This window comes from Nitrospira sp. MA-1 (assembly GCA_032139905.1).
Lineage (GTDB): Bacteria > Nitrospirota > Nitrospiria > Nitrospirales > UBA8639 > Nitrospira_E.
In genome coordinates this window covers 1,365,900-1,390,349 of the sequence record JAQJDB010000007.1, presented here as the reverse complement: position 1 = coordinate 1,390,349, position 24,450 = coordinate 1,365,900, and the positions used below count along the sequence as shown (strand labels likewise).

The window sequence follows — 24,450 nt, the reverse complement described above, 5'->3', positions numbered from 1 at the left end:
ACTCTTTCTACCCAGACGACTACAATTGGATCTCAGGAGTCTATCCCATTGACCTTCCGAGATTCTGATCTCTTGTGAACGTATTTCCACATTAAAAGTTATTCGAGAAATTTTGAGCGTGATACCCCGCAGTGATCTGCCGTACAGTCACCAGGCCCAAGCTTATTTAATTCGCAGGAATGGCTCTTCGCTAACGGATGGTTCCTCCAATGGAAGGATCCACGAATCCGATAGGACATCAGACACGAAACCCATTCTGTTCCCCGACCACCCCAACAGATAAGGACATCCTATCTTGCTATGGCAGGCATAATACGCATCCCGTTTCATCAACGAATCGTCATTGGCGTCGAAATCGAAGCGTACAGTATTAATGTCACCGATCACAAAATCGGCAGACGCCTGTCCAAACCCCGGCCCGGTCTTTCCGAATCCGGAGAACGTTTTACCCGGGATGCCTCCATCGGCAGCGAATATAACAGTCGTCCCTTTAGCACGGTCAGAGAGAGCTTGTTTTTACTCAGGGCCGGTTTGCGAAAATACCTGCGCGGACTGTATCGCAGTCGGGAAGACGAACAAGACTATCGTGTGCCGTTATTTGTGGGAGGCTGGACGAACCGGTTTGCGGGCACCCACTTGCACATTTCTGTTGCCAATCGCAAACTCACCAAACAAGAAGCCACAGCCCTCAGTTGGCATCTCCATGATCAACTCCCCCTGCTCATCGCCACCGGGGCCAATTCTCCCATATGGGACAAAAAAGTCACAGGGAAAGCCTCCAACCGGTTTCTTCGGGGAAATGCCACCTACTTCACGCCCACGAAACGAGGGGATCTCACTTCGGTCGATACCAGGGAGCTGGTCTATAGCAAAGGACGAAAAACCAAACCGCCCACTTTGGAAATTCGGGTCTTCGATTCCAATATTCCGGAATTTGTCGTGGCGAATTTATGTCTGGTGAAAGCCGTGTGTTTGCGATGGCTCAGGGGGAAGGCGGCTGCCAATCGAATGAGCCATGCCGATTACCTCCTTGCCAGAACAGAAGCCGCGACCAAAGGCATGAAAGCCAACCTCCCCTGGAAACGGGAATGGGTACCAGCTCCGGAATATTTGGACCGATTCCTCTGGGAACACCGGGAAGAAATCGATGACATGGATATTCCTGAAGAAATCTATGAGGTTCTCCGGCTGTTCAAACGCAGATATAACGGCACTCGACTCATTCATGATGCAGTCGCCCTGGCCATTCGTGAGCACCCGCAAACATGGCAACGCCGGTTTGCCAAACGCTATCGCTCAGGATTAGGCCATTTGCTCAGTGGCAACACCTTGCAGGATTTTGCCACCGAATTAGGAGTCCCCTTTCCCAGTACCGATCGGGTGTGGCTGGGCCGGAAGCGAGCCTCCATCGATGAGTAAACGTTTTCCCGCCCCGTTAATCGGCATCACCTGTGAAGCCGTATCCAACCGCAAGGACTTCGCCAACTACGATTTATTATGTGACCACCGCTATGCCGCCGCAGTGACCGAAGCGGGCGGTCATCCGGTGTTGCTCCCGATTAATCACAGGGAAACCCTTCGCAACCGTTATCTGGAAGGCATTGACGGGTTGGTCATTGTCGGAGGCGACGATCTTGACCCAAGCTGGTATGGAGAACGCCCTAAAAAACGCACAAAAGTGGCGTTCAAAAACCGGTCAAAGTTTGAAGCTTGGCTCTACAAGGCTGGAAAAACACGGCGGTTGCCCATTTTAGGAATCTGCTATGGGATGCAGTTGATCAATGTCCTGGAAGGAGGAACCCTTCATCAACATATTCATCCACCTAAACAGGGCTATCATGTGGATCATGAAGGCAAGAAAAACGGGCTGCATCCCATCAAGGTCATTCAGGGCACCCGATTGGCGACAATCCTCGGAAAGGGTCGAAAGGTGGTCGCCACCGAACATCATCAGGGCGTCAGGACCCTCGCCCCCGATTTCATTCCTGCCGCCATCGCCAGCGACGGACTGATTGAAGCGATGGAACATCCCAGGTACCCCCATATTTTTACCGTGCAATGGCATCCCGAACGACAACTACGAAGCCAAACCACACAAAAGCTCCTGCGGGCGTTCGTCCGATCCTGCCAACACTACCAACGAACAAGAAACCCGTAATCGGCCAGGTTCATCACCAATCGTCAAACACACAGATTCTACAATACAACAGACAATGAGCCCGAAATAAGATGGGAAAGAGTGTCAAACGCTATCGCGTGGTAATCTAAGAGGCACCAACCCGACATGAAACATTGGTAAGGTGATCCGATAAGCCCGTGCTACATGGTCATTCCGAGCCGGAGGCAAAGAATCTGTGCCCAAGTCGATTTGTCCCACCCCTCAGCGAGATCCTTCGATTCACTCAGGATAATGGTATGGACTCCCCCCTTTAAGGACGGCATCGAGTGTGCCAAGCTGGATCACCATGTACCCAGCGTTCAACGAAAAGGAGGTGTCAGCATGAAGCGTACAACAATTGGGATCGACATTGCCAAACAGGTCTTCGAGCTTTATGTGGAAGAGGGAGCCACGCCGAGCGTGGAACGGAAACGGCTCTCGCGGAAGAAGCTACTCCCGTGGTTGGCCACTCGCCCGCCTACGCTCATCGGCATGGAAGCGTGTGGCGGGGCGCATTACTGGGCGCGGGAGCTGACGAAGTTGGGGCATGAGGTGCGCCTGATCGCTCCGCAGTATGTCAAACCGTGGGTGCAGACCAATAAGAGTGATGCGGCCGATGCCCGGGCGATTTGCCGGGCGGTGCAAGAGCCGGGCATGCGGTTTGTCGGGATGGCCAGCGAAGCGCAGCAGACCGTGCAAGCCCTCTATCGGGTCCGGAGTCGCTACCTGAACAATCGCACCGCCCTGGTGAATCAGACCCGTGGCATCTTGCTGGAATACGGCGTGGCCATTCCCATGGGGGTCGCCTCGGTTCGGAAAACGCTGGCTCTTCTCCTGACCGAAGATCGCTGGTCGGGCTTGGTCCGGCAGTTCTTGGCCGACCAACAGGCCGAGCTCAAGGAGTGGGACACCAAGATTGAGGCGGTGACAGCCCAGATCAAACGGGAGAATGCGCGGCAGCCGATCTGTCAGCATCTCGAGCAGGCTCGGGGGATTGGGCCCTTAGGCGCCTCGGCCCTCTGGGCCAAACTGGCGGGCCAGGCCTATCGGAATGGCCGCCATGTCGCGGCCACCTTGGGGTTGGTGCCCAAGCACACCGGCACCGGGGGCAAGGTCCGACTCGGCGGGATCAGTAAACGAGGGGATCGGTATCTCCGACAGTTGCTGATTCATGGGGCCCGGGCGGTGGTGCGCCAAGTGGGGGAGAAATCCGATCGCCTCAGCTGTTGGCTCCGACGCTTGGTGGCCCGACGGGGGATGAATAAGGCGATTGTGGCCTTAGCAAACAAGAATGCGCGAATGGCGTTCGCCCTCATATCCAAAAACCAGCCGTATGATGTCGCCAAACTATGCGAGGCCGTGTAAGGAAGATGGAGAAGCCCTTCCAAGGAGTGCGTAACAGGAGACACCAACTGATGGGCGAAAGTGGTCCCCCCTCGCGGGAGCAAACCCTGAGATTTGTCATCGGCTGAACCATCAAGCCGTCAGGATGCAGAGGAGTTGCCGCGCGACAAACATCAAGGCTCGGAACAAACAAGGTTCCATCACGAAGCCGGATATATGACCGCAGACCCTTCTCTCATCCAGAAAGAAATCCTGCTTGCAAACAAGGGGGAGTCCATATATGACAAGAACGTTGCTGGATAGAACCATGGGACACACGTCTTCACCACATCCAATCAGCCATGTGGCAATTGGAATTCAGACGATTCTTTCCGGTATAAAAACGATAACTCGAATATTCAAAACATGATTTCCTGGCACCATCCCTGGAAACTCCAAGCCAAGGCCTCCCTCATCATCATCCTCATTGTGGGCGGGGCCATTCTGGTCACAGAACTCTTGCATCAATATTATGTGGCGGAATTGGCCAAAGATGTCATTCACTCCAAGTCTCTCGTCCTCCTTCGCCAAATCGGCGCACGCTTTCAATCAGAAAAGCATTTTCACAATGCGACATTGCGAGAGAAATACTTAAACGATTTGATGAGCCGGAATCCCGATCTCATCTTCCTCCGCGTCTATGGGAAAGGCACCAAGGCCGATGATCCGCCGATCCTGCTCACGCAAGTTGGGAACACCGAGGACACTTCATCCGAAATTCCGTTGATGGTCACCCACACCTTCCAATTTGAAGAACCCCAAGGCCGCTTTCACAATCAACCTGGCGATGATCGGCTCAAATTATCCACGCCTCTTGCCATACAGGGGAAAACCACCGGGGTCATCTATGCCGAATACTGGACCGGGCAACTCACCACCATCACGCGATTTTTCCTCAATTGGTCACTCATCATCAGTCTGATCATGGGATTCGGCATCGTGGTGGCGTTAAACTTCTTTCTCTATCGACATGTGATCCGTCCCCTTGGGCGGCTCAAAACCGGACTGGCTGAAGTCGAAAAGGGCAAATGGGCCACTTTGGTGTCGATCGAAAAAACAGACGAAATAGGCGATTTAGCCCGCCAGTTCAATTCAATGGCACAACAGATCCAAGAGGTCATGAGGGAAAATGCCTCATTGAATCAGGCGTTAGCCCAGGCACGGGATGTCCTACAAACCAGAGTGGAGGATGCAACAGCAGAACTCCGGCAACGGAACGAAGAGTTGGCCGCCGTCAACGAGCGCCTCTCCATTGCGCAACGTGACATTCTCCGGCAACAACGGTTAGCCGTCCTGGGTCAACTGGTTGCCACCATTGCCCACAAGATCGGCACACCTTTAACAGCCATCTTCGGACACCTCCAACTTCTCCAGGAAGATCCACATCTTCCCCAGGAAGTCCTGGAACGAGTGCGAACCATGCTCAAACAAACCGATCGCCTCACCCACAGCATCCAGGACTTACTCACCTTCACCCGAACACCCACCATCTCCGTCGAACAGGTCTCCCTCCCGACCCTGATCGACCAATCACTGTTATTATTTCGCCCGCTTCTCCAAGAGCACGGCATTCAAGGGCTCACCCACTTTTCGCCGGATCTGTGGCCAATTCAGGGAGATGCCTTTCATCTTCAGGAGGCCATCAACAACCTCATCGATAACGCCATCGATGCCATGCCGGACGGCGGGCATTTGACCATTCAAGCCCTAAACGCCGAAGATACCCCTCACGCGGGACCGGAGGTAATCGTCGACATTCACGATTCGGGACCGGGGATTCCGCGGGAACACATCGAAAAAATCTTTGACCCCTTCTTTACCACCAAAAGTGTGGGATCAGGAACGGGATTGGGGTTAGCCATTACCACCGAAATTATTCAATTACATAAGGGCCACATCACCGTGCAGAGCGAAAAGGGCCAGGGCACCCGCTTTCTCATTCGGTTACCCGCCTGGAGAATCTCAGATCATGCATAAAGTCACCATTCTCATCGTCGATGATGAACCGGACACGCTGACTCTGCTTCGGGAAATCATGGAAAAAGAAGGCTATCAGGTGCACACCGCAACGAGTGGGCAAGCCGCCTTACACACCTTCCTCGATCAAACGCCGGATGTGGTGTTATCGGATATTCAAATGCCACACATGGACGGTTTGGCCCTCCTGGCCGAAACACGAAAACGCAGCCCCCTCACCCAGGTCATTCTCCTCACCGCCTATGGGTCGTTGTCCACGGCTGTGGAAGGCATCAAAGCCGGAGCCTTCGATTACCTCTCCAAACCGTTCGCATTGGAAGAAATTCGTTCCGTCGTCCGCCGGGCCTGTGACCATAAACACACCCTGGAAGAGGCCCGGGTATCGATTCAGCCACTCCTGCCAAAAGGAAATGGCATCAACCAGATACAAGGCAACAGTCCGCCGATGGTGGCCGTGTACAAACTCATCGCCCGGGTCGCCCCGACGGAATCCACCGTCCTCATCCATGGTGAAACAGGAACAGGAAAAGAACTCATTGCCCGTGCCATGCATGCCAACAGTCTCCGAAGCGACGGGCCGTTCATCGCCGTGGATTGCGGCACCCTCACAGAAAATCTTTTGGAAAGTGAATTATTCGGTCACGAACGCGGGGCCTTCACGGGAGCCATCACCCTCAAAAAAGGACTCCTGGAATCGGCCAATCGAGGCACCTGTTTCCTGGATGAAATCGGCGATATCTCCCCGAACCTGCAGAGCAAACTTCTCCGGGTCCTACAAGAGCATGAAATCCGCCGTGTGGGCGGCATGGAATCAATCAAAGTCGATGTCCGCATCATTGCCGCGACCAACAAACACCTCAAAAAACTGGTGGAATCGGGCAAGTTCCGGGAAGACCTGTATTATCGGCTCAACGTCGTCACGCTGCATCTGCCCTCGCTGAGAGAACGAGTCGAAGACATCCCCACACTCATCGACTACTTCCTCACCAAATATACCCAGCTCAACAACAAGGTCATCACCGGAGTGCACCCGCAGGCGTTAGCCCTGCTCACCAACTATTCGTGGCCGGGAAATGTGCGCGAACTCGAACATACCATTGAACGAGCCGTGGTCATGACCCCGCATTCCCTCATCATGTCTCACGACCTCCCGTTAGCGCTCGTCGCGCCTCCCGCCCTCCCCGATCAATCGCCATCCCACCCGGACTGGAAAACACTCGGACAGCTCGAACGGGAACACATACTCAAAGTCCTCGATGCGCAGCAAGGCGACGAAAACCGGACATCGGAACTCCTGGGCATCCACCGGAAAACCCTCCAGCGCAAACTCAAAGAATACGGCCTCCGCTAACCTCAATCCGCCCTCCCCATAATCTCCATCAGCCCTCGCCCATCCCCCTCCCAAATTGTCATCCTGATCCATTCGACTACGCTCAGGACAAGGGCCAACGAAGGATCTAGCAAAATCATAGGACTCCTCCACCATGGCCACAGACTCTTCATCCTAATTCCTCCGTCATCCTCACCATCCGTCCTCGCCCATCCCTCTCCCCTCGTGGTCATCCTGAGCGCTAGGAGTGGGCTCGCGCTCAATGGTTTTACCTCGATACGCATTAATCTTGGCCCGACGCCTGCCGGCTGGCCCCAAGGAGGGACGCTCTTCGCAGTTCGCGGACCTTGTTTGAGCAGAGCGAGTTGGTCCGCTCTTCTCAAGTTGGGCGTCCCTCCTCTTCCATGTGCCCAGACGGGGCGTCCATGGTTTTGGCTACTTTTGCCGAAACAAAAGTGGCTCGTCGTACGGGGACTAAACCCCGGCACCCTACCATTGAAATCTCAAGCCCACCTCGTGAGTCCAAACTAGAGCCATCATAAAATCATCATAACTTCAAAAGAATTTCCCCCAATTCTAGTTATCAGAATCTAGAAAATTCCCCCTCGAAATTTCGCGGTTGAAACCCGAAGGCTTCGCACCAACAAGTTTTTTTAAATTTCATTTTCGATTCTCCGAAGAATCTTGTGAGAAAATTTATCGCCGAATTGAATCCGAAAAGGATTTCCCCCATTTTTGTGAAAAAAATATAAAGCCTTCAATCCAAAAGTTTTTTCTGTACTTATTTTTATGCCTGAGGTACATTTCCGGTTATCTATCTTGCTCCAGCATGCCAAACCCTTTGGATATTACCTGAACACCCCCCATACCAGGTTTATGCCAACGCTCGAATACCATTCCCGTACCGATTTACACGACTCGAACAAGCTCGGCGACGTGTTAACCCAAGTGGAGCGGATCGGAAACCTAATTACCATCTTTGAGAATCCCGCGCTCGATTTCTCGAAGAATCGTGCCAAACGCGACATCCTGGGCGACGCCTACGAATACCTGATGCGGCACTTCGCCAGCCAGAGCGGAAAGAGCAAGGGCCAGCTCTACACCCCGTCTGAAGTCAGCCGCATCATAGCCAAGGTCATTGGCACCTTGTCGCAGCATGCCAAGTCCTCTACTACCGCCTACGATTTGAAATGTAGGTCGGGGTTTTTGCTTTTCCAAATCGTGGCCGCTCTGCGAGAGAAAAGGGGCTAAATCCGTGTTGCGAGAAATGGAATCGTTCGGTGTTACATGCTCGTCCAAAAAGCACCAGCACGAGCCGCGTTGGGGCCCGAACAAGCGAACGGCTGGAATTTACGATGAGAAGAGCAACTGAGACTATCTAACATGAGCGTCCCTGCACCAGTAAACCTGTATTTCGAGGACTCCGGTGAGTGGTATAGCCTCCCGGAGTGGGCCGAGTATTTCATTAGCGTTGGGAAGCATCTCGCATTCGCGGACAACTCCAAGAGCCGAATTGTGATTGCCATTGTCGTACCGACGCGGGCCTACTGCGCGGCATTTGTAAGCCTGGGGATGGTCATCAGCGATGCAGCCGCACGCGACCACTCTTCCGCAGCGGCCCACTTTGGAAAACTCTTCGACCTTCCCGCCGACACCCCCGTCATCCTCCGCCAATCCGCGCGTAAGGTTCTGAAAGGCGTGTTGCAGGAACCGGAAGAATACAAGGGCAAGCTGTATGTGCGCGTGCAGGTGCAATCCAGGGACGCCAGAACTGGCGGCGGGCTAACGTACCTGATAGACGAGACGCGAGCGCTCCAGGTGCAGCCAGCCAAACATTCCGGTAAGTTGCCTAAGAAGCAGGGCGCGGAGAATAAACGGTTCGCTAACAGCTTTGTTGACAGCCTCTTGGGCGACGCCGATCCGGTTCAGCTCGGATTGCGGTCAAAGCTCGTCTTCGCCATCGTGGGCAAGAAGAACGCGCTCGACCATGAAATCCGGCACACTCCTCTTGCCTTGCATGCCAACGGCGACTGGCAGGCGGACGGCCAGTTACAGGATGTGCTGCGCGTAGATCGCTTCACCGCGGGCGAGCAATCCTACCGCTCCGCGCTCGTGACTGTCGGTTCCAGCCCACCAAGCGGCGACGTTATCAGCAAGGTTGAGATGGGGGTCGTGTTCGATGGGGCGGCGGGCTTCCTCAAGTGGGGAGCGATGTGGCCGGACCGGCACCAGATTGTCATCCTCGACCGCACAGAACTCTATTTCGATGATGCGGTCAGCGCCGTCAATTCCAGGTTTTCGCAGAATCGCGCCGATGTTTTGACTTCCTCGCCAGGAAGTGGCGTCCCCCCCCCAGGAGGGGAAGTCCTCGCTTTCCGGGAGAAGATTCCATGAAGCCCGTTTCAATCGGCAACGCAACCAGCGTTTACGAGACCGCTTCCAAATGCGAGATCACTCGCCACTGGGTAGATCACGCGGGACTGGCCGATGTTTCGCGTTCGCGCCGTTCACTGGTCCAGTCGCTGGATTCCGAAGCGGAAGAAGAGTTCTGGCAGTCGGTGCTCGGCCCAGTCAGCCGCCTCGCGTTCGCTCTTTGCTCTACACCGCTACCGTTTGATCGTGCGGCCGTAGCCGCTTGCATTGATTGGGACAAACTACACCGCCAGGTGCGGCTTTGCCAGCAACTGTACCCCGATTCGCACGCCGCGCTCGCCAGCCTTGTGCAGAAACTGCAAAGCCTAAGTGCGGAAACAGGTTCGCCCTTTACTGTGCCGCTGGAATTGTTGCACGGGAAAAGCGGCGGCCTATCGGTTGTTCTCCGGAATCCCGGCATGAACCAGGCTGTGGCCGCGTACTTTGCTGACAGCGCCGCGTTGCGGAATGCCACAGTTGTCAGCGCGCGGCAGTTGCGAGAAGCGCATCTGTGCGACGTGCTTGTTGCCATTGGTCCGTGCGGGTGGTTTCCCGACTATGTTTTCTCAGCGCCGCGCGCGGCGCAAATCCATGTAGTGTCATTCCGCTGGATACGCGACCCGTGGAAGCCGGGGCCGGTGTTCCTCAACGGCACAGGTTCCTCAGCTGACAAGAGCCGGAAGCACTATGTCGGCGCGTTACCGCAGCTTCGAGGCCAGGCCGTCCCACCCACCCAGACCTTGCCCGATCTCCAACCGGTGGACTTGCTCCCGCCCCTGCCCCCTTTGGGCCAAGCCGGTTCGCACATCCCTGGATGGCAACCCAGTGCCGGCGACGAGACGCTACCGGCCCGGCTCTGCCACTTGAGCGGTGGTCGCGCTGTCTTTGTTTCTGCCGATGAAGGTTCTTCTTCGCTCGTCATTGATTTGACGGAAACAGGCGATTCCGTTGTCAGGCGCGTGCCCGCTGATGAGTTGGAGCTGGAACTGTACCTTCTGCTGCGAACATCTGGGGGAGGCGACTTCATCGCCCCGCTTGCCGACCGCATTCTCGGCCCCCTGGCAGCAGAACGCCGCGCGCAGCAAGCCGGATGGAAAGACCGCCTAGTCGCCGCGGCGCAAGAGCGATTCGGCCCGTTGAGTCGCCACGAACTTGCTGCCCGCGTCGCTGGCAACCTGCGCTCGCAGAATCTGTCCGAGGCCCGCCCTGCGAATGTCCATTATTGGATGTCCGCGAAGTGCATTCACCCGCGAAAGGAAGAGGACTTCACCACCATACTGGCATTCGCGGGCATGTCAGACAGAACGCAGGACCTCTGGGAAGCGATGGGAGAAATCGACCGGGCACACAGGAGGGCAGGCCAAGCAATACGGCAGATGCTCTTGCAGAAGATTGCAACCTCATCGCTGGAGCCGCTGGAACGGGACGGCGAAATGGTCTTCGACCTTGATGAGCAGGATGGCGGGACGCTCTCGGCATTCCAGATCACGGGCATATCGGAAGAGGAGTACGAGATTCCTGCAGACCGCATCGGTGTCCTGCTGGATTCGGATGAATAGCCGTGGCTCGGATGATCCCGCCAACCATTCCTGTTTCCTGCCCCAGCCCTGGCGAGCAGGAGATATTCGCCAAACTCAAGCAAGAAGAGGCTACACGGGACTGGATCGTCCTCCATTCGCTCGACATCGCGCAGCATTTGCGGCAGGTGTCCGGCGAGGCTGATTTTGTCATCATCGTGCCTTCGCTCGGCGTACTCTGCCTCGAAGTGAAGGCGTGCCATTCACTTGAGCGAAGGGATGGACTCTGGTTCTACGGCCATGATCCTAAGGGCGACCCGCGCGGCCCTTTTAAGCAAGCCGCTGAGGCGATGCACAGCCTCCGGCAGCAAGTCATCCAAAACGACACTTCGCTTTCCCGCGTTCCCTTCTGCTCCGCCGTTGCATTCCCATTCATCGAGTTGAAAGCCGCCTCCGGCGAATGGCATCCGTGGCAGGTGGTTGATTCGGCCCGATTCATACGGAAGCAAATTGCGCCGCTGGTCAGCGGTATCTTGCGAAGTGCGAGATCGCATCTGAAATCGCAGTCATCGGCCAAGTGGTTCTGTGATAGCGACCACCTGCCGGACATCCAGCAGTCTGCTGCGATTGCGAGAATCCTGCGGCCAAATTTTGAGTTTGCAGAGAAAGCCCAGGACCGCCGCCTGCGCAAGCAGGCGGAAATCATCTACTACACCGAGGAACAATTCACAGCGATCGACATGATGGAGGAAAACCTCCGCGTACTTTTCACTGGGCCGGCAGGGACAGGCAAGACCGTCCTCGCATTGGAAGTTGCTCGCAGGGCCGCAACTACCGGGATGAGCGTGTTACTCGTGTGCTTCAACCGCTTGCTCGGGAGGTGGTTGTCCAACCACCCTGTCACGCGTAGCGGCCAGATCACAGCCGGAACGCTGCACCAGTACATGGCGGGAATCGTCGGCATCAAGGTGCCGGAAGGATCGGATGCCTCGTTCTGGAAGGCCGGGTTGCCGGAGGCGGCAATGGCAAAGCTGCTGGACGGGCATCGGGACACCGGACGGTTCGACATGGTGATTGCCGACGAAATGCAGGACTTGCTTCACCCTCCCTATCTCGACGTGCTGGAACTGGTCCTCAAAGGTGGGATATTGGGCGGTTCGTGGCGCATGTTCGGCGACTTCGAGCGGCAGATGCTCTACGGGCAAGACCGCGACCAGGTCGAGGATTTGATCCGCAAACGGTGTGGTACTTTTGCAAGGGGGGCACTCCGCGTGAATTGCCGGAACACGCCCCGCGTTGCGGCGCTGTCGCACCTCCTAGGCCGCCTCACGCCTAACTACTCGCGCATCCTCCGGCCCGATGACCACATTGAGCCGATTATCAGTTACTACGCCACGCCATCCCAGCAGCGCAAAGAACTCGGCAAAACACTCGAACGCCTTTTCAAGGAATCCTACAGCGGCGATGACATCGTTGTCCTTTCGCCGAAGGCCGGGACGCGATGCGCAGCGGCCAGTATTACTGACAAGCCCTGGTCCAACCAGCTAGTAGCCTTCGAGACTGCTTCAACCGGCCAGATCCGCTATACCACCATTCAGAGCTTTAAGGGGCTTGACTCCCCCGCCATCGTCGTCACTGACATCGAACATGTCGATGGTGACATGTTCTCATCACTCTTCTACGTTGCGACAACACGGGCGCTGGAGCGGCTCTATATCATTGTGCATGAGACGGCCAAGGCTGGCATTATCCAGTCACTGCTCGGAGTCTCAAAAAAAAATTGAAAGGGGAGCAACCGGTGCCACATATTGCGAATCGTGATGGAGTGCTGCGGGCGCTCCGCGAGGAACTCGTCGGGCCGTCCCCGCTCGGGCAGGAAATCGACTGCGTGCAGGCCATCCACCTGGAGGATGCCGAGACGGCCTACAGGCCGTACCGCCAACTCGGTTCTGGCGAAGAGATTCTCCAGCGGGACTCTCCAACGAAGCGCTACGGCGTCGGTGTCCTTTACCCGATGGAGGCCCTGGTTGCGGCCGACGAACTTGATGCCCAGCTTCCCCCACCGGATGAAGAGGCTGCACTTCAGCTACCGGAAAATGCCAGGGAAACGCTGGCTCCTTCTGCCGTGCGTAACTGCGAAGAGATCGCCGCGCGCGCCGAGTACCGGCTCCCGGAAGCCGATTCGGACGATTTCGACCTCTCGTCTGCCAATACATACAAGGCTAGCAGCATGGCTGTAAGCCTGCTAGTGCATCTCCCACAACGGACTGCGCTACATGTGTTGGCGACAGGGGGGCGGTATACGATCTTGCCAGTGACGCTTCTTGGACGCGAGAGAGAATGGTGGCTCCGCTCACCGGTTAGGCTTGAAAGCCACTTCCACCACGAGGATTTCCCCGACTCTACCGGCTACGTCAAAGCCCGTGATCCGTTGCGGGAGAATGTCGAGAATCTCGACGTGCGGATCGAAGTCTTCGCCAGGCCGTACCAATCCCGGCCAGACGAATACCTCATCACGGTGTGCCTGGTTAACCGCCAGTCGGCCGGTGGCCGCATAGATTCTCAATCCCTTTTCCAATCCCGGATCGAGGTCCGCTTGAACCCCGGTTCTCCCGGAACAATCCTGCCATACCCGACGGGGGAACCGCTAGACAGCGAAGAGCGCTCGCAAGAGTTGCTGTACCGTGACAAGCTTACCTTCGCGGTAGGCCACGGGTGCGCGGCTGACTGGACCCGCACCGCCGTAACCGCCGCCGATAGCGTCTCAGCCGAATGCCTGCCAGTCTTTGAAACGCCGAGCACCACGCCGGACATTCCTTCAAGCAACGGCCAGCCGCTTGTCGCTTCCATGCGATTGCTGTCCGGGATCGACCCGAGTTCCGACGGCACCGAACAGCTTGAGGCCATTGTCTGCGAGTACGAGGCGTGGATCGCGGTGCAGCGGGACCGTATCCCCGGCCTGAGCGCGCAATTGCGCGAAACCGCCGAAGCCCACATGGAGCAATGCTCCGAAGCAGCCAGGCGGATGCGCGATGGCCTTTCATTGCTTGCAAGCGACCAGCAAGTCCGCCGCGCTTTCCGGCTCGCAAATCTCGCAATGGTCACGCAGCAAGTGAGGTCGAGGCGGGAAGCCCGCACCGCCTCATTCGATCATGAAACTTCGACGCTCCAGTTTACCGAGCCTTACGAATCGCTCGACCTGAACTCTGAACGCGCGCGGGGGAGCCAATGGAGAGCTTTTCAGATCGCATTCATCCTCGCCACTCTGCGGTCAACGGCGGATGCAGGTGACGCTGACCGCGAACGGGTAGAGCTTATCTGGTTTCCTACAGGCGGGGGTAAGACTGAAGCGTATCTTGGACTGGCCGCGTTCAGCATCTTCCTTCGCAGATTGCGGAACCCTGCCGACACCGGCATACAGACACTGATGAGGTACACGCTCCGCCTGCTCACCGCGCAGCAGTTCCAGCGTGCCTCCCGGTTGATTTGCGCGATGGAATATGTCCGGCGCCAATGTGCCGGAGAATTGGGCAAGGCCGAAATCTCCACCGGCATCTGGCTTGGCAGTGCCACAACGCCGAACACGCGGGAAGAAGCCCGCTCTGTCCTTCGTAGCCTGCAAAATTGCGACGGGAGTGAACAGAACAAGTTTGTCTTGGATCGGTGCCCGTGGTGCGGGGCAGAAATGGGGCCGGTGAACCTCACCACCCGCAGCGGGCGGGGCCGAAGGGGTGGCGTTCCCCGCGTCATTGGTTATGTGCGCCGCAACAACACGGTCGTCTACGCCTGCCCCGATCGGCGCTGCGAATTCCACGGGTTGCTCCCACTATATGTCATCGATGAGGACATTTACGAAACGCGTCCGGCCCTTGTCATCGGCACCGTGGACAAGTTTGCCATGCTTGCGTGGAAGCCGCAGGCGCGCTCGCTGTTTGGCATTGCCGAGGATGGGACACGAGCCTATTCACCGCCCGGTCTCATTATCCAGGATGAACTGCACCTCATTTCCGGTCCGCTGGGGTCGATGGTCGGACTCTACGAACCGATCATTGAGGAATTGTGTACCGACAGACGGGAGCAGCAGGTAGCCAAACCGAAAATTGTGAGTTCCACCGCGACGATCCGCAGCTACGCTGAGCAGGTGCAGGGCCTCTACGCGCGAGATCGCACAAGCCTGTTCCCACCGCCCGGCCTGGACGCCGACGACTCGTTCTTCGCAAGAGTTGCCCGGCGATCCGATGGTACCCTTGAGCGCGGGCGCATTTACGCCGGCGTCCATGCGCCAGGCCTCGGCTCGCTCCAGACGGTACAGGTACGCACGTTTTCAGCCTTGCTCCAGGCTCCGCAGCCAATGGCGGCTGCCGACCGTGACCCTTGGTGGACGCTACTGCTATTCTTCAACAGCTTGCGCGAACTTGGAACGACGCTCACGCTCTTCCAGTCCGACATCCCGGATTTGCTCAGGGGTGCCCTCAGGCAGCGCCTCGGTATGAATTTCCAAGATGTCCGGCAACTCAGGAAGATACTCGAACTAACCGGCCGCCTGCCGGGAGACGAGGTGCCAAAGGCTATTTCCGCCCTTGAAGTCCCCACGGTCTCGCAGCAGGGGCAGGCTGTAGATGTTTGCCTGGCATCCAACATCATCGAGGTCGGCGTTGATATTGACCGCCTTTCACTGATGGCCGTTGTCGGACAGCCAAAAACAACTTCCCAGTACATCCAGGTTACAGGGCGTGTTGGCCGCAAGTCAGATCGGCCCGGCCTCGTGGTGACGATCTATACCGCGTCGAAACCCCGCGATCGCTCTCATTTTGAGAAGTTCCGAAGCTACCACGAGCGGCTGTACGCGCAGGTGGAACCGACGAGCGTCACGCCATTCTCGCGACCAGCACTTGACCGCGCGGCCCACGCCGTCATCGCAAGCTATGTGCGGCAACTCGGCGATTCCGACCAGGCCAAAAGCCCGTACCCCTTTCCCCAAGCGCTGGTCGCCGCCGTATCGAGCATCCTCGACCAGCGAGCAGCCTCCGTTGATCCAGACGAACTCATGGCGCTCCGCCGGATCCTCCAGCGGCGGGTTGATGAGTGGCAGAGGTGGCAGAGAACAGAATGGGATCGCGGACTTAATACTGAGAACATGCCTTTATTGAGGCCATCAGGTGCATATGTGACACCAGAAAAATCTAGGGTCTCATGGGCTACGCCGCAGTCCTTGCGCAACGTTGATGCCGAATGTCAGGCCGAAATCACACAACTCTACATTCTCGGCGAAGAGGAAATTAGTGATGCCTAGGGGACCCGTGCGACGAGGCCAACTCATTTCGCCGTTTGGCCCCGGCGCAATGATGATTCTGTCTGATGGTGTTTCCGTTATCGGTGGTGGGCTTGACCACTGGTTCAAGCATGAAGACGATACTACTGATAACATTGACCCTCAAGAATACCGGATCGATGAATGGCGGCTTGCATCTCGGCTCAATGTTGCTCATTTCTATCTTCCACCCGACCATCGGCGAGGAGGCCGCCACGATTCTCCGATAAACCGCCGTCTCACGGTGCCATTTCTCAGATTCCCGCAATGGCATTACTGTACTCGGTGCGGGGTAATGAGCAGAGTTCCTCTGGTTAGACGAGGCAGGATCAAATGTGCTGAATGTGATGCGCGCGGGTGGACAAGGTACATTGTACAAGTTCCCTTCGTCGCCATGTGTGATGCGGGGCACATCCAAGACTTCCCTTGGGTCGAGTGGGTTTACAGGACTGCAACCCCGCTGCAGAACGGGCCCGCAATGCGTCTTGTCTCGACCGGCGGTATGACGCTGGCGGGGCAGAAGGTAAAGGTAGATGGGGGGCCCGAGCGGACGCTTGCCGGCATCACCAATGCCAGCCCTGACGGCAACGATACAGACTTGAGCCGCCTGCTAGACAGCAGTGGGGCACCATACTTGTGCCACGGCCATCGCCCGTGGCTCGGGACTGAGGAGGGTGAAGGGTGTGGCAGGCCCCTTAGAGGCACGCTCCGCAGCGCCGCCAACGTCTATTTCGCCCAAATCTATAGTTCGATTTACCTCCCTCGCAGTGAAGACACAACGGTAGCGGAAGTCATTTCGTTACTGGAGCAACCACCAATCAGCACCTTCGTCGGCATCCTGCGAAGTGCTGGGGTTGTTCCCACGCCAGCGAACTTGCGGGCACAGTTCCACGAACTAGTGCACGGCTACACCGATCGGCAGCTTGAAGAAGCCATGGCCACGGTATGCGGCAGTGGAGGGCAACAGCAGCGACAGCCAACTGCGGGTGACGATGCCGAAACGGGATTCCGGCGGCAAGAGTACGACACGCTCGTTACCGCCGCCGACTTCGACCAACTCGTACTGAGGCCCGCCAATCTCCGGGATTACGCGCCCGACTTCTCACGTTTCTTCTCGCATGTCACCCTCGTCCACAAGTTGCGCGAGACGCGGGCACTTACCGGTTTCACACGGGTCTATGCCGACACAGACCGCGACCTTGCCAGCCAGCAGGCAATGCTTCGACTCAATCCCCCAACCGAGATGTGGTTGCCCGCCTACACGGTGTTCGGCGAAGGGATATTCCTCTCGCTCAACGAGCAGCTACTGCGGCAGTGGGAAGCCTTGCCGGACATTCAGGCCCGCGTAGCACCGCTGCTTGGGAGGTACTTAGCGCTGCGGCAGGCTCGCCATCTCCGCGACCGCCAAATTGGCCCGCGCTACGTCCTCCTGCATACGCTCGCGCACTTGCTCATCAATCGCCTCACCTACGAGTGCGGCTACAGTTCGGCAGCGCTCAGGGAGCGGTTGTACGTATCGGAAAATCCTGCTGCCCCGATGGCGGGCGTCCTGATTTACACGGCCGCTGGCGATGCCGAGGGGACGCTCGGCGGGCTGGTACGCATGGGCAGGCTAGGGCGGCTGGAGCCGCTGCTGGAACGCGCGCTCACGGGGGCGCAGTGGTGTTCCGCCGACCCAGTTTGCATGGAGATGGGCCAGAGCGGAGGCCAAGGGCCGGATTCCTTGAACCTCGCGGCTTGCCACGGTTGCTGCCTGGTGCCGGAGACGGCGTGCGAGGAGTTCAACCGGCTTCTCGACCGGGGCCTTGTTATCGGCCCATTCCGCAATCCCACTATCGGATTCTTCAATCGAGCCACGGAGGGCTAAATGGTATTTCCAGTGCTGTCATTCTTTACGGGGGGAGGTTTCTTCGACCTTGGCTTCAATCAGGCAGGGTTCACGATCTGCTGGACAAACGAAAACAATCCCGTGTTTGTAGCGGGATATGAGCATGGCATGTCTTCCTGGCTCTCTTCACTCGGCAAGAAACGGGACGTAACAGCAGAGATTTCTAATACGAGCAGTGTTTGCGATCTGCCCGCAAAAAAGGTGCTTAGTGAAGCGTTTTCCGGACCCCGCCCCGAAATCTTTGGGGTAATCGGTGGTCCACCATGCCCCGACTTTAGTAAGGGCGGAACCCATGCTGGCGGCAACGGGCAGAATGGGAAACTGACCAGTGTGTTCACAGACATAATTTGTAGTATTAAGCCGTCTTTTTTTGTCGTTGAGAACGTGCCAGGCCTTTACCGTTTTCATAAGCATCGGGAGTTTCTCTTTCGCAAGATCGCCCAATTGCAGGACCACGGATACGTTGTCGATTACAGGATCCTTAACGCACTCGAATTGGGTGTCCCGCAAGATCGTGAGCGGTTATTTGTCGTCGGCTTCAAGAAATCGCTGGCCGAGCGTGCGATCGGCCAGAGGCTCATGGCGGACGAGGGCGGCTGGTTTCTGTGGCCGGAAATCGAGCCCTATAATGGGGCGAAGTCGCTTGCTTGGCCCAAGGTGATTACGTTTGGTAAACAGCCCGCGAAGCCAAATGAAATCCCTATCGAACTGACGGTGTATCCTGCACTGATTGGTAACGGCGACCCGGAGAAGATTGCAAACGGGGAAGATGTCTTCAACCCGTACTCCAGCAAGTTCAAGGAAGTTAAAGAAGGCGATGTTTCAGGCAAGTCATTCAAGAGGCTTCACCGGTACCGTTTCAGTCCGACCGCATGGTACGGCAACCAAGAAGTCCATTTGCACCCGTGGAAAACACGGCGTCTATCTGTGCGCGAAGCACTGCGGATCCAGTCAGTCCCAGATGAATATGTTCTGCCGGAGGAGATGTCGCTTTCGGCCAAATTCAAGATGACCTGCAACGGCGTGCCATGCGTCATGGCATTTCATCTAGCAGGTGCGGTGAAGTGCTTTCTCAAAAAGGCGGTGCAATGAGCCAGTCAGAGCCTCGCTGCCGGAGCTACTTACTGAATGTAGAAGCCGTTGCCCGGGCGCTTTCGGAGTGCTACTCAGATCATGCACATGGAAACAAGGTGAATCCTCTGCGAGAGCTGATCTTCATCATTTGCAGCGTCCAGACAAATGAAACGCTTTACCGATCAACGTACACAAAGCTAATGTCAGTCTTTCCGAGATTCGGTCAGCTTGCCGATGCCTCGGAGGACGACATTGCCGCAGCAATAGCTCATGGCGGCCTTTCACGCCAGAAGGCCCGCACGATCTGCGCCATTCTCTCTAGATTAGAGTCCGATTTCGGCACTCCGACCCTCTCGCCGCTGCGGGCCATGACCGATGCTGAGTGCGAAAATTACCTGGAGTCACTGCCAGGCGTTGGAAGAAAAACCGCGAGATGCGTCATGATGTATTCGCTCGGCCGCGAAGTGTTCCCGGTGGATTCTAACTGTTGGCGCATCTGCCGCCGACTCGGCTGGGTGCGGCCCACTCGACCTGACAAATCATGCTCTCCCCGCGACATGAACCGTGTCCAAAAAGGAGTGCCGCCGAACCTGCGCTTCAGTTTGCATGTCAACTTTGTATCCCACGGAAGGAAGTGCTGCCTCCCTTCACATCCCCGCTGCGACGGTTGCTGCATCCGCCAGTTTTGTAAGACCGGGGGAAGAGCTTGACCGAGTGTCGGCACGGGGCCAAAAGATTTGAAGAAAATTGCTAAGAAACATCAACAGAAATTGCGCCCTGAAGAGTATATGCGCCTGGCCATTACCATGGCGCAGAAGGTCCCCCGATATCCCTTCGGGGCCGTCATCGTTCGCCGGACAACTGGAGAGATTCTCGCGAAGGGGTACAACCGTTCTTCTCGCAACCCTACCCTCCACGGCGAAATCGATGTCATCAATCGCTGTGCGGCCAAGCATACACCGGTTGATTGGACCGCACTCGATTTGTATACAACCGCTGAACCCTGCCCCATGTGTCAGAGTGCGATCGAGTGGGCGGGCATTGCTACCGTGTACTTTGGGACCTCGATTCCCTTTCTCCAACAACTCGGTTTGCGGCAGATCGATATTCGGGCCGAGGAGGTGTCGAGGCGGACACCCTTTCGGAACACGAGAGTGATTGGGGGGATTCTGGAGCAGGAGTGTAATGCGTTGTTTGAGGAGGCGCAGCGGAGTGGCGCTGAATAACAAATTTCTCGATCATCAAAAAAGATGGCTGAGCACTGAACCATGTCGTAAGGAATTTATTTAAGATTTTTGTAGTTGCCGGGGTTTCGGCCCCGGACGACGAGCCTCCTTCGACCTCGCTCAGGAGAGGCCTTTTGTTTCAGCAAAAGTGGCCAAAACCATTGACGCCTCGTCTGGCTTTATTGAAGAGGAGGGACGCGAACTTTTTGAAGAGCGGCCCAACTCGCCGGGCTCAAACAAGGTCCGCAACGGATAAGAGCGTCCCTCCTTGGGGCCAGCCGACAGGCGTCGGACTACAGACGAAACGTTCATGCTTGAGTTCCGGCCTTGCATTCACACCTACTCCCAACCCCCTTCCAACCTTCCGCAAAATTTAGAATAGTTAACTTTTCTCTGCGGGTTCTTCTGGGGAAAAAGTTTGAGCCCTTCGGCATGCCTCAGGCCAGGCATCGCGAGTTTGGTCGCCCCACGTTGAACCCCTAGATAATGGTCCTGGGGTCACCCATGAGCAGGCTGTCTTAGGCCAGATTGTTCATTAATCCCAATCCGCTGATAAGGACGAGCATGCCTCCTATGACCTGCTTGAACCACTGATCGTTTTTCAAAATCGCATCATGAAATTTGAGTCCGATCACATGACCGATGGCTGCGATGGGGAGGAGTACAAGGGCGGTGAGCAGATGCAGCTCGACTCCGAGTATCACGAAGGTACTCATTTTTATCGTCACGATGGTAAACCAGAGAACGTACAACGTGTTACGTAGTTGATTGGTCGCGACATTTTTCATGGTGACCGCAACCATCAGTGGTCCACCGGTCAGTGACGTTCCCGCCACATACCCACCAAGCGCAAGCAACAGCCTGTCGCTCCAACTTTTCTTGCTATTGATGGAAAGGTTCAAGAGCCACATCAATCCATATGCGAGTGAGATGGCATAAATAAAGATGAGCAGCCACTCAGTCGGCAACGTAATCAGGCCGAACACACCAATCAAGGTCGTGGGGATGACAAACAGCGTGGCGTGCCGCAAATAGGGCCAATCGACATCGTGAATACCGGTATGTAAGGTCAGAGCCGAAAAAAACAGGAGATGCGTTCCGATGACCGGCAACCAAAATAGTGGTTGGTCATAGAGAAACAGCATGAGTGGGAGTCCAAGCGCAGCACCACCAAACCCAAGCCCGCTGCGCACAAACCCTGTCCAGATAAACAGGACTCCCACGAGGAGTAGCTGAGTGATCGTGAAGTCAAAGAGGATGTTCGTCATGGATCGTGCGTTTACTGAAAAAAGCCGCCAACGGGGTTCCCTGCCTGCACGCTCGCCGATGAAGCCAGCTTTGGCTCGCAAGCCCGTAGGTCGGTCGCCAATCTTGAATACCCACGTACTGTCCGAAATACAGGTCAAGTCAGTTTATACAGGTTATATCATGCAACACATCAGGAATTTTCGAGACAGGACTTCTCAACGTACCATTTCCCTCACAGTCAGATCTGCTTTAAACAATTATCTATCCCATACAGGCAAAGATGGTCACATAAATTTGAAGTATTACACCTCTGAGGGGTCCGACCGAGAAGTGTAGATGGATTCACGCTTACTACTGGCGGAAATGACTGAGGCGAGAAAGATTAGGAATGCGGAATGAAGAGTAGAAGAGGAAGGGTCCTCGTCCAAGCGATCCTTTCATCCAGTTCCGAGTAAGCCCAATTTTCCTTCTCTGGTCATGGCTTTGATTACCGCTTCTCTTTTGAGCGCCTGGCCTCTCGTCTCCTGAATTTCGGTGAACACCACCGTGAACGGCCCACGGTGTCTGGTATATTTGGCCCCCTTACCTTTCGAATGCTCCTTAAGACGACGCGCCAGATCCACGGTGATCCCCGTGTACAAACTGGTATCGGCGCATTCCAACATATACACTGTCCAAGCCATCAACACCCTCCCCCTTCTCTTTTTGCTGCCCCCGTTTGCCTGTGAGTGACATGAACCCTACCCATTCGAGGCCAAAGGGATCTCACCTGACAAATCGTGCTCTTCCCCCTGAACGACTAATCGTCAAGCAGCGGATGCCCCACCCCCGAAAAGATGCCGATCATGATTCCGGTCACAAATTGGGCATGCACGACATAGGAAACCTTTTTCAACTCCTGAGGAGAAAATCGCCATGGGAGGAAAACCCAAACACACCTTGCCACAACACCAGGGCCAGGACGGCTGGGACAAATAAAATGTCTGCATGCAGGCAGGCCGACCATCGCGAGGTGCAATAGGATGGCCGCAATGGCGGCAGTCGCCACATAGATGTGCGTGCTAATTAAAAAATTGAGAAGGGTTTTGAATGGGGGGATCGCCGATACGTCATACTCCTCCAGGACAAGTCGTTGCGCAATCCCACCCTGACCAACCGTCAATTTCACCAATGTTCTTCAATACATAATGACCAGAGCCCAGACGCCGAGGGTCACGAAGACTTGCCCATTTCGCGCAGAAACGTTTCGTGCTCGGGATGCTCAGGTCGATTCGGATAGATGGAGAGGAAGTTTCGGACAAAGGACCCAAAACCATATTCACCTCGATCGGGCTGATGGAATCGAGCTCCCGTAGATCCCAGGTGAGGCAGCCCGACTCGCCAGGCTCAAACAACGCCCCCCCACTGTTGATCACGGCAGCATGGGTGACCGACCTGAAGGTGGTGGAGAGAGGAATTTATTTATTTTTTCTGCTACCCGATAAGGAAGGTCGAGAATAACAATCTGGACTTCCTTTGGGCGGACTGCAGGAACCTGTCCCGCCATTTCCATGGGAAAAATGCGCTCCGAGGACAAGAGGGTCAAAAGGTTTCCGGCACATCTTCCGCCTAACTACCCGTTTCTGTCCTTACCCGTTTTTATGATTTGACTGCGGCTTCGTCCGAAATGGCAATATCCTCTGCATTCTCATTTTTAAAGATCGTTTTGGCACAATCCGTAGTATCTGGATTTTCTGAATGCACCGAGATCAGAATTTTGCCTTCTTTAATCTTCCCTTCATAGAGCTTGGCTTCATACTCAGGGATACCCATGCCGACAAGCCCGCCGGTCAGGCCTCCTACGGTAGCTCCCACTGCCACTCCTCCCAACGCAGCCATAATTGGACCGGCAGCCACAAACGGACCTATGCCCGGCAGCGCCAGTGCCCCGATCCCCACCAACCAACCAAGAGCCCCGCCCAACACCCCGCCGGCTCCGGCTCCCGTGACAGCCCCCTCCGGAGCCTTCGTGTGCTTTTCGTGTGCTAAATCCTTGGCCCCATGGGTGTCCGGAAAAAGCACAGAGATATCCGTACTCGCAAATCCTGCATTTTTGAGTTTGTCGACAATTTCCTCGGCTTGCAAAAAAGTTGTCGCAATACAAAATACGGCTTTAGCCATCGCGCACTCCTTTTCCGGGGGATAAAGAGGTTATTTAATCGTTTTCCACTTCAAGCAGATTTATGACATTGTTCAGGCCAACAATTAACGTGGCGATTTTCAAAATCCGCCTTCGCTCATCCTGAGTATCCACCGGTCCGCGTAGGGTGGCTTTTCCATTCAACGTGACAATTTTAATATTATGGGCATTCATGGATAAGGTGGTATCGGCCATAAGTTCCTGCCGGATACGCCGGGTCATTTCCACATCCTCCTCACTGCCTTTGGATTGATCGAAGGGAGTTAATGTATTGTTATCATCGTCCCGAAGGTTTTGTTCAGAATTTTCGACCGAGTCTAAGGCGACAACGACGGAGCCCGGGAGTGTATGACCGGAAACGAAGGTGACATCCCCTAGCCCTGCCAGACCAACACAGGCCAGAACCATCAGACAACCTTTTACATGCTTCATCCTGTCTCCGCCATAAGGTTAGTGTAGTCGCAATCAAGGGAGATGAGCCGCCTCCGATCAGATTGATGAACGTGACCGTCGTTTCCCTTTGCTCGGTGGGCATACCTTACCCAAACCTACCTAAAAATGCCACCCTTTCCGGGGCATAAAACACCGATGCGTAGAGTCACGATGGATAACCGCTGAGGAAGGGAAAGCCCTGAAAATTCGGCCTAACTGGCAAAGGAAAATCCAAGAATATTGTCGTCCACAAAGACCTTCTGGTGAAGGTATCAATGGCAGGGTATCATCCTTGCCCATTCCCACTTGCCCTGT

The 24,450-nt window shown here is 55.8% G+C and carries 17 protein-coding genes and 1 pseudogene; 13 read left to right on the top strand and 5 right to left on the bottom strand.

Features of this window, described 5'->3' with window-relative positions:
* The first annotated feature begins 300 nt into the window (after positions 1–300).
* The 13 genes and pseudogenes from PJI16_19060 to PJI16_19000 all read left to right on the top strand — a co-directional run bounded on the left by PJI16_19060 (position 301) and on the right by PJI16_19000 (position 20,276).
* On the top strand, positions 301–1,419 hold the full coding sequence (locus PJI16_19060; protein ID MDT3779665.1) for a glutamate-cysteine ligase family protein: 1,119 nt from the start codon (positions 301–303) through the stop codon (positions 1,417–1,419).
* Positions 1,412–2,158 (top strand): gamma-glutamyl-gamma-aminobutyrate hydrolase family protein, encoded by a 747-nt coding sequence (locus PJI16_19055; GenBank protein MDT3779664.1) that lies wholly within the window; start codon positions 1,412–1,414, stop codon positions 2,156–2,158. The genes PJI16_19060 and PJI16_19055 overlap by 8 nt, the downstream gene beginning before the upstream one ends.
* 342 nt (positions 2,159–2,500) lie before the next feature.
* Positions 2,501–3,523 (top strand): IS110 family transposase, encoded by a 1,023-nt coding sequence (locus PJI16_19050; GenBank protein ID MDT3779663.1) that lies wholly within the window; start codon positions 2,501–2,503, stop codon positions 3,521–3,523.
* Positions 3,524–3,907: 384 nt separating this feature from the next.
* Positions 3,908–5,518, top strand: coding sequence for an ATP-binding protein (locus PJI16_19045; GenBank protein MDT3779662.1), 1,611 nt, complete (start codon positions 3,908–3,910; stop codon positions 5,516–5,518).
* Entirely contained in the window at positions 5,511–6,869 is a 1,359-nt protein-coding gene (locus PJI16_19040; GenBank protein MDT3779661.1) for a sigma-54 dependent transcriptional regulator, read from the top strand. The genes PJI16_19045 and PJI16_19040 overlap by 8 nt, the downstream gene beginning before the upstream one ends.
* An 885-nt stretch (positions 6,870–7,754) precedes the next feature.
* Positions 7,755–8,075, top strand: a pseudogene (locus PJI16_19035) (N-6 DNA methylase).
* 156 nt (positions 8,076–8,231) lie between these two features.
* Positions 8,232–9,242 (top strand): hypothetical protein, encoded by a 1,011-nt coding sequence (locus PJI16_19030; protein ID MDT3779660.1) that lies wholly within the window; start codon positions 8,232–8,234, stop codon positions 9,240–9,242.
* Positions 9,239–10,819, top strand: a complete 1,581-nt coding sequence (locus tag PJI16_19025) for a hypothetical protein (GenBank protein MDT3779659.1) — start codon at positions 9,239–9,241, stop codon at positions 10,817–10,819. The genes PJI16_19030 and PJI16_19025 overlap by 4 nt, the downstream gene beginning before the upstream one ends.
* 11 nt (positions 10,820–10,830) lie before the next feature.
* On the top strand, positions 10,831–12,561 hold the full coding sequence (locus PJI16_19020; GenBank protein MDT3779658.1) for an NERD domain-containing protein: 1,731 nt from the start codon (positions 10,831–10,833) through the stop codon (positions 12,559–12,561).
* 14 nt (positions 12,562–12,575) lie between these two features.
* The gene (locus tag PJI16_19015) at positions 12,576–16,070 is read left to right on the top strand and encodes a helicase-related protein (protein MDT3779657.1); all 3,495 of its coding nucleotides are present in this window, start codon (positions 12,576–12,578) and stop codon (positions 16,068–16,070) included.
* Positions 16,071–16,122: 52 nt separating this feature from the next.
* Positions 16,123–17,955: a DUF1998 domain-containing protein gene (locus PJI16_19010; protein ID MDT3779656.1), complete on the top strand. Its 1,833-nt coding sequence runs from the start codon at positions 16,123–16,125 to the stop codon at positions 17,953–17,955.
* Positions 17,956–19,068: a DNA cytosine methyltransferase gene (locus tag PJI16_19005; protein ID MDT3779655.1), complete on the top strand. Its 1,113-nt coding sequence runs from the start codon at positions 17,956–17,958 to the stop codon at positions 19,066–19,068.
* A 719-nt stretch (positions 19,069–19,787) separates the two neighbouring features.
* Positions 19,788–20,276 carry a nucleoside deaminase gene (locus tag PJI16_19000; protein MDT3779654.1) on the top strand — a complete coding sequence of 163 codons (489 nt, stop codon included), beginning with the start codon at positions 19,788–19,790 and terminating at the stop codon, positions 20,274–20,276.
* Between the two features lie 518 nt (positions 20,277–20,794).
* Here PJI16_19000 and PJI16_18995 read toward each other — a convergent pair.
* The 5 genes from PJI16_18995 to PJI16_18975 all read right to left on the bottom strand — a co-directional run bounded on the left by PJI16_18995 (position 20,795) and on the right by PJI16_18975 (position 24,135).
* Positions 20,795–21,535 (bottom strand): TSUP family transporter, encoded by a 741-nt coding sequence (locus tag PJI16_18995; GenBank protein ID MDT3779653.1) that lies wholly within the window; start codon positions 21,533–21,535, stop codon positions 20,795–20,797.
* 426 nt (positions 21,536–21,961) lie between these two features.
* Positions 21,962–22,207 (bottom strand): GIY-YIG nuclease family protein, encoded by a 246-nt coding sequence (locus PJI16_18990; GenBank protein ID MDT3779652.1) that lies wholly within the window; start codon positions 22,205–22,207, stop codon positions 21,962–21,964.
* A 116-nt stretch (positions 22,208–22,323) separates the two neighbouring features.
* Complete coding sequence (locus PJI16_18985; GenBank protein MDT3779651.1) at positions 22,324–22,692, bottom strand: hypothetical protein; 369 nt, start codon at positions 22,690–22,692, stop codon at positions 22,324–22,326.
* A gap of 470 nt (positions 22,693–23,162) precedes the next feature.
* Positions 23,163–23,684, bottom strand: a complete 522-nt coding sequence (locus tag PJI16_18980) for a hypothetical protein (protein MDT3779650.1) — start codon at positions 23,682–23,684, stop codon at positions 23,163–23,165.
* A 34-nt stretch (positions 23,685–23,718) separates the two neighbouring features.
* A complete protein-coding gene (locus PJI16_18975; protein ID MDT3779649.1) occupies positions 23,719–24,135 on the bottom strand; it encodes a BON domain-containing protein in 417 nt (138 codons plus the stop codon).
* Positions 24,136–24,450 lie beyond the last annotated feature (315 nt).

What these genes read in the sequence shown, in the direction of transcription:
- PJI16_19055 (MDT3779664.1), top strand. Translation starts at nt 1,412, where the DNA reads ATGAGTAAACGTTTTCCCGCCCCGTTAATCGGCATCACCTGTGAAGCC.
- PJI16_19020 (MDT3779658.1), top strand. Translation starts at nt 10,831, where the DNA reads ATGATCCCGCCAACCATTCCTGTTTCCTGCCCCAGCCCTGGCGAGCAG.
- PJI16_18990 (MDT3779652.1), bottom strand. Translation starts at nt 22,207, where the DNA reads ATGGCTTGGACAGTGTATATGTTGGAATGCGCCGATACCAGTTTGTAC.
- PJI16_18975 (MDT3779649.1), bottom strand. Translation starts at nt 24,135, where the DNA reads ATGAAGCATGTAAAAGGTTGTCTGATGGTTCTGGCCTGTGTTGGTCTG.
- PJI16_19060 (MDT3779665.1), top strand. Translation starts at nt 301, where the DNA reads ATGGCAGGCATAATACGCATCCCGTTTCATCAACGAATCGTCATTGGC.
- PJI16_19050 (MDT3779663.1), top strand. Translation starts at nt 2,501, where the DNA reads ATGAAGCGTACAACAATTGGGATCGACATTGCCAAACAGGTCTTCGAG.
- PJI16_19010 (MDT3779656.1), top strand. Translation starts at nt 16,123, where the DNA reads ATGATTCTGTCTGATGGTGTTTCCGTTATCGGTGGTGGGCTTGACCAC.
- PJI16_19045 (MDT3779662.1), top strand. Translation starts at nt 3,908, where the DNA reads ATGATTTCCTGGCACCATCCCTGGAAACTCCAAGCCAAGGCCTCCCTC.
- PJI16_19025 (MDT3779659.1), top strand. Translation starts at nt 9,239, where the DNA reads ATGAAGCCCGTTTCAATCGGCAACGCAACCAGCGTTTACGAGACCGCT.
- PJI16_19005 (MDT3779655.1), top strand. Translation starts at nt 17,956, where the DNA reads ATGGTATTTCCAGTGCTGTCATTCTTTACGGGGGGAGGTTTCTTCGAC.
- PJI16_19040 (MDT3779661.1), top strand. Translation starts at nt 5,511, where the DNA reads ATGCATAAAGTCACCATTCTCATCGTCGATGATGAACCGGACACGCTG.
- PJI16_19030 (MDT3779660.1), top strand. Translation starts at nt 8,232, where the DNA reads ATGAGCGTCCCTGCACCAGTAAACCTGTATTTCGAGGACTCCGGTGAG.
- PJI16_18980 (MDT3779650.1), bottom strand. Translation starts at nt 23,684, where the DNA reads ATGGCTAAAGCCGTATTTTGTATTGCGACAACTTTTTTGCAAGCCGAG.